The organism is Campylobacter sp. TJR-1 (assembly GCF_032840035.1).
GTDB classification, from domain to species: domain Bacteria; phylum Campylobacterota; class Campylobacteria; order Campylobacterales; family Campylobacteraceae; genus Campylobacter; species Campylobacter fetus.
Genome location: NZ_JAWIZX010000013.1, coordinates 1 through 6313, shown reverse-complemented (window position 1 = coordinate 6313; position 6313 = coordinate 1). Strand labels below are relative to the sequence as shown.

The following is a 6313-nucleotide window of genomic DNA, read 5'->3' as shown; positions in this document are numbered from 1 at the left end:
TATCAACCCGACAACAATTAGCCAAATTCATAAATATTTATATTGATTAAACTAATATCTGTCATTTGTCAATCATAAAACATTAGAAATAAGCTTTTAATTGATAAAACTTTTAATGAGAATAGTTTGATTAATAATAAGTAGTTGATTGATTTAAATAATAAGAATTAAGCATAAACACAAAGCCCGCAGCGACCTACTTTTCCACATCCCAGTAAGAGAGAGTATCATCGGCCATGAAAAGCTTAGCTTCTTGGTTCGAGATGGAGCAAGGCGTTTCCTATTCACGTATAGCCACGGGCAGTGTTAAATAAAAGAATAAAAAATAGTTTAGCTATTCTCTTATTTAACACTGTTTGTTAAATAATCGTTAAAAGTCTTTTCGGTTTTAACTAGAGTAAAACTATTTTCTTTGCAAGGATCGTTTTAAGTTCTAAGATTAATTGAACTTTTTGCTAACTGTTTTTTTCGCTAGGCAAGGCAGATAAGTAAAAACAAAGGAGCGAACATAAAGTTCGTGACCGAAGTTTGAAACGTAATCTAACGTCGCATAGTAGAAAAAAGACAAAGCAAATTTATCCTTAACAAGGAAGTGATGCTTATATAAAGATAAGCAAACGAGCTATTAGTACTGGTCAGCTAAAGGACTTTCATCCATTACACACCCAGCCTATCAAACTAGTAGTCTACTAGAGCTCTTAAAAGAAGATTCATCTTGGAGTTGGCTTCGAGCTTAGATGCTTTCAGCTCTTATCTCATCCTAGCTTAGCTACCCAGCGATGCTCTTGGCAGAACAACTGGTACACCAGTGGCTAGTTCGACCCGGTCCTCTCGTACTAGGGTCAACTCTCCTCAATCTTCTTACGCCCACGGCAGATAGGGACCGAACTGTCTCACGACGTTCTGAACCCAGCTCGCGTACCGCTTTAAATGGCGAACAGCCATACCCTTGGGACCTGCTCCAGCCCCAGGATGCGATGAGCCGACATCGAGGTGCCAAACCTCCCCGTCGATGTGAGCTCTTGGGGGAGATCAGCCTGTTATCCCCGGGGTACCTTTTATCCTTTGAGCGATGGCCCTTCCACACAGAACCACCGGATCACTAAGACCGACTTTCGTCTCTGCTTGACGTGTATGTCTTGCAGTTAAGCTGGCTTATGCCTTTATACTCTACGAACGATTTCCAACCGTTCTGAGCCAACCTTTGTAAGCCTCCGTTACATTTTGGGAGGCGACCGCCCCAGTCAAACTACCCACCAGACATTGTCCTACCTAAGGATAACTTAGGCTAGTTAGCTACTCGAATAAAGAAGAGTGGTATCTCAACAATGGCTCACCATAAACCAGGGTCTATGGATCAAAGCCTCCCACCTATCCTGCGCATCTTTATCCAAATAGCAGTGTCAAGCTGTAGTAAAGGTCCACGGGGTCTTTCCGTCTTGCCGCGGGTAGGAGGAATTTTCACCTCCACTACAATTTCACTGGATCCCTCTTTGAGACAGCTCCCATCTCGTTACGCCATTCATGCAGGTCGGTATTTAACCGACAAGGAATTTCGCTACCTTAGGACCGTTATAGTTACGGCCGCCGTTTACTCGGGCTTCGATCAAATGCTTCGCATAGCTAACATCATCAATTAACCTTCGAGCACCGGGCAGGCGTCACACCCTATACATCCACTTACGTGTTAGCAGAGTGCTGTGTTTATGGTAAACAGTCGGGAGGGACTCTTTGTTGTAACCTTCTTTGCTTTGGGAGTGAATCTTAATACAAAGTTAGGCACACCTTATACCGAAGATACGGTGCTATTTTGCAGAGTTCCTTAAAGAGAGTTCTTCCACGCGCCTTAGAATACTCATCCCACCCACCTGTGTCGGTTTACGGTACGGGCAATTATTACTAAACTTAGAAACTTTTCTTGGCTCGATAGTATCATGGATTCTCAATCTACTCCGAAGAGCGTCATGAGCCTTTTAGGTCTCGGATAAAGAGTTACGGATTTGCCTATAACTCAACCTACACCCTTAGACTAGCACTTCCATCCGCTAGCTCCACTAACTTTAAGCGTCCTTCCATCGCACATAATAATTGGTATTGGAATATTAACCAATTTTCCATCGCATACCCCTTTCGGACTTTGCTTAGGACTCGACTAACCCTACGATGACGAGCATCGCGTAGGAAACCTTGGGTTTTCGGCGTTGATGATTCTCACATCAATTATCGCTACTCATGCCTGCATGCTCACTTCTATCCGCTCCAGCACTCCTTACCGGTATACCTTCAACGCTGAATAGAACGCTCTCCTACCACTTGCACTTAATTCTAATTACTTCTAATTATTTTAGCTAAACTATTTTCTCATAATTTAATTTATATGAGTGCAATTAAATTATGAGAAATATAACTTAAAAGCTCATAGCCAAATTTATAATTAGAATTAAGTGCAAGTCTAAAGCTTCGGTACTCATTTTAGCCCCGTTATATTTTCCGCGCAGAATCACTAGACCAGTGAGCTATTACGCTTTCTTTAAAGGATGGCTGCTTCTAAGCCAACCTCCTGGTTGTTTCAGTAACTCCACATCGTTTTCCACTTAAATGAGATTTAGGGACCTTAGCTGTTAGTCTGGGTTGTTCCCCTCTTGACGACGGATTTTATCACTCGCCGCCTGACTGCTGTGATTACATTATAAGTATTCGGAGTTTGATAGGGTTTGGTACATTGGTATATGCCCTAGCCCATTCAGTGCTCTACCCCTTATAATTACGACACAACGCTATACCTAAATATATTTCGGAGAGAACCAGCTATCACGATGTTTGATTGGCCTTTCACCCCTATCCACAAGTCATCAGGAGCCTTTTCAACGGCCGTCTGTTCGGTCCTCCGCTGGCTCTTACACCAGTTTCAACCTGCTCATGGATAGATCACATCGTTTCGGGTCTGCAGCATCTGACTATACGCCCTATTAAGACTCGCTTTCGCTACGGCTCCGGGTTTCCTTAACCTCGCCAGACACCACAACTCGCAGGCTCATTATGCAAAAGGCAGTCCATCACACGTCATAAAGAATCGTGCTCTGAATGATTGTAAGCAAATGGTTTCAGGTTCTATTTCACTCTGATCACCTCAGTTCTTTTCACCTTTCCCTCACGGTACTTGTGCACTATCGGTCTAGTAGTAGTATTTAGGGTTGGAGAGTGGTCTCCCCAGCTTCAGACAGGATTTCACGTGTCCCGCCCTACTCAGGATACTGCTAAGTATAAACGCACTTTCATATACGGGACTATCACCCTCTATGGTCAACCTTTCCAGGTTATTCTATTAGTTTGTTTAAGTCTATGTTGCAGTCCTACAACCCCGTTAGTAAACTAACGGTTTGCCCTCTTACGCGTTCGCTCGCCGCTACTAGCGTAATCTCTTTTGATTTCTTTTCCTGTTGGTACTAAGATGTTTCAATTCCCAACGTTAGCTCCGCATTGCGGTAGTATATATCACTATATACTGGGTTGCCCCATTCAGAAATTCCCGGATCAAAGCCCCTTGACGGCTCCCCGAGACTTATCGCAGCCTGGCACGTCTTTCATCGCCTCTACTAGCCAAGGCATCCACCATTTGCTCTTAGTAGCTTACCTTTTTTAGTCTTCTCGCAAGAGCAAAGCTCTTGTTCCGATGGGAAGTGCAAGCACTCCCCCAACCGCCTAAAATACAACACAATAAAATATTGTGTTCATTTGCCTTAAAGACAAACTTAAATAATAAATTTGGTATTTCGGAATTGAGAAGTTTTTATATTTTTGTTTAGATTATTATTCTAATTTGCATCACTTCCTTGTTAAAGATAAAACAGATATATAAGATAATAAATTATTAAATTTAAAAGCTTAAATATTATGTTTGTTTTACAATATTTAAATATAGATTTATAAGACGGAAAGCATTAACTACTATTAAGTAAGTTTTAAAAGCCCAATAGCTTGTGATGTTAAATTTAATAATTAATCTATTGTAGTTATTGGGATAACAGATTTGGTGATTAATTACTTGCTAAAATTAGTCTATATTTAAAGCTTCAACAAGTCCTGTAAAATTGTTTTATTTTATTAAAACTTGATTGTGACTTTTAACAATGATATTTTAAATAACGTTTAGACTAAAGTCTAATGAGAAAGTTTAAATATAAAAATCAAGCTTTCTAATTAAACTTTTATAATATTAAACTATGGTGGAGAATAGCGGGATCGAACCGCTGACCTCCTGCGTGCAAAGCAGGCGCTCTCCCAGCTGAGCTAATTCCCCATGTCAATCCCTCAAACCTAAACAAGTGTGATTGAGCTATCGTATCTTTCTTTTACTAGTAGCTGTGAGACTTACTAGTATTGTACTCTAGAAAGGAGGTGATCCAACCGCAGGTTCTCCTACGGTTACCTTGTTACGACTTCACCCCAGTCGCTGATTCCACTGTGGGCGGTAGCTAGTTTAGCATTCCGACTTCGAGTGAAATCAACTCCCATGGTGTGACGGGCGGTGAGTACAAGACCCGGGAACGTATTCACCGTAGCATGGCTGATCTACGATTACTAGCGATTCCGGCTTCATGGAGTCGAGTTGCAGACTCCAATCCGAACTGGGACATATTTTATAGATTTGCTCCATCTCGCGATATTGCATCTCATTGTATATGCCATTGTAGCACGTGTGTCGCCCTGGGCATAAGGGCCATGATGACTTGACGTCGTCCACACCTTCCTCCTCCTTGCGAAGGCAGTCTATTTAGAGTGCTCAGCCGAACTGTTAGCAACTAAATACGTGGGTTGCGCTCGTTGCGGGACTTAACCCAACATCTCACGACACGAGCTGACGACAGCCGTGCAGCACCTGTCTCAACTTTCTAGCAAGCTAGCACTCTCTTATCTCTAAGAGATTAGTTGGATATCAAGCCCAGGTAAGGTTCTTCGCGTATCTTCGAATTAAACCACATGCTCCACCGCTTGTGCGGGTCCCCGTCTATTCCTTTGAGTTTTAATCTTGCGACCGTACTCCCCAGGCGGTATACTTAATCCGTTAGGTGCATTACTGCCGTGACTAGCACAGCAACAACTAGTATACATCGTTTAGGGCGTGGACTACCAGGGTATCTAATCCTGTTTGCTCCCCACGCTTTCACGCATTAGCGTCAGTTGAGTTCCAGCAGATCGCCTTCGCAATGGGTATTCCTGGTGATCTCTACGGATTTTACCCCTACACCACCAATTCCATCTGCCTCTCCCTCACTCTAGATTATCAGTTTCTCAAGCAGTTTAACAGTTAAGCTGTTAGATTTCACAAAAGACTTGACAATCCGCCTACGCGTCCTTTACGCCCAGTGATTCCGAGTAACGCTTGCACCCTCCGTATTACCGCGGCTGCTGGCACGGAGTTAGCCGGTGCTTATTCGTTAGGTACCGTCATGGTTCTTCCCTAACAAAAGGAGTTTACGCTCCGAAAAGTGTCATCCTCCACGCGGCGTTGCTGCTTCAGGGTTTCCCCCATTGAGCAATATTCCCTACTGCTGCCTCCCGTAGGAGTCTGGACCGTGTCTCAGTTCCAGTGTGACTGATCATCCTCTCAGACCAGTTATGCGTCAAAGCCTTGGTAAGCCATTACCTTACCAACTAGCTGATACAATATAGTCTCATCCTACACCGAAAAACTTTCCCGACTTAACTTATGTTAAGAAGGAGTATGGAGTATTAGCAGTCATTTCTAACTGTTGTCCTCCAGTGTAGGGCAGATTAACTATACATTACTCACCCGTGCGCCACTAAGTATTAAAAGAGCAAGCTCTCTTAATACTCCGTTCGACTTGCATGTATTAGGCACGCCGCCAGCGTTCACTCTGAGCCAGGATCAAACTCTCCATAAAAAAATCTTCTCTAGCAGTTTAGCAAGCTAAACTTAAGAAGTAATACTAAAGACAAAGATTGCAAAAGCAATCTAAATTTAATGTTTTAGCTTAGAGCTAAAACAGATCTTTAGATAATTAATGATTATGAAGTTTTTAATCTAAAAAACTTTTTAATGTTTTTATATATTAATAAGTATAAAGATAATATAATTACTCTATACTAATATAGAACTAACTTTAAAATTAGTTCTGGCTCAATCGATCACTTGTTTAGATTTCAAAGATTGACTATAAAAATAGTTTAACATTTATAAATTTAAAAAACATCGAAAATAAAAAGGATTTCTAACTAGAAGAGTTAAAAGGTCTTTCCCGTTTCGTGAGTTGGAATTATACAAGAGTAGTGCTTAAAGGAGGCTTAAAAT

Annotated in this window: 1 tRNA gene and 3 rRNA genes; all 4 read right to left on the bottom strand. The window is 41.8% G+C overall.

Going from position 1 to position 6313, the window contains the following annotated elements:
* Positions 1 to 183: 183 nt before the first annotated feature.
* Positions 184 to 302 (bottom strand): 5S ribosomal RNA (gene rrf / locus RVY88_RS09035).
* Between the two features lie 303 nt (positions 303 to 605).
* A 23S ribosomal RNA gene (locus tag RVY88_RS09030) occupies positions 606 to 3636 on the bottom strand.
* Between the two features lie 588 nt (positions 3637 to 4224).
* Positions 4225 to 4300: transfer RNA gene (locus RVY88_RS09025), tRNA-Ala, on the bottom strand.
* 91 nt (positions 4301 to 4391) lie between these two features.
* Positions 4392 to 5906 (bottom strand): 16S ribosomal RNA (locus tag RVY88_RS09020).
* The 16S, 23S and 5S rRNA genes sit together here with 1 tRNA gene alongside, the layout of an rRNA operon.
* Between the last annotated feature and the right edge of the window lie 407 nt (positions 5907 to 6313).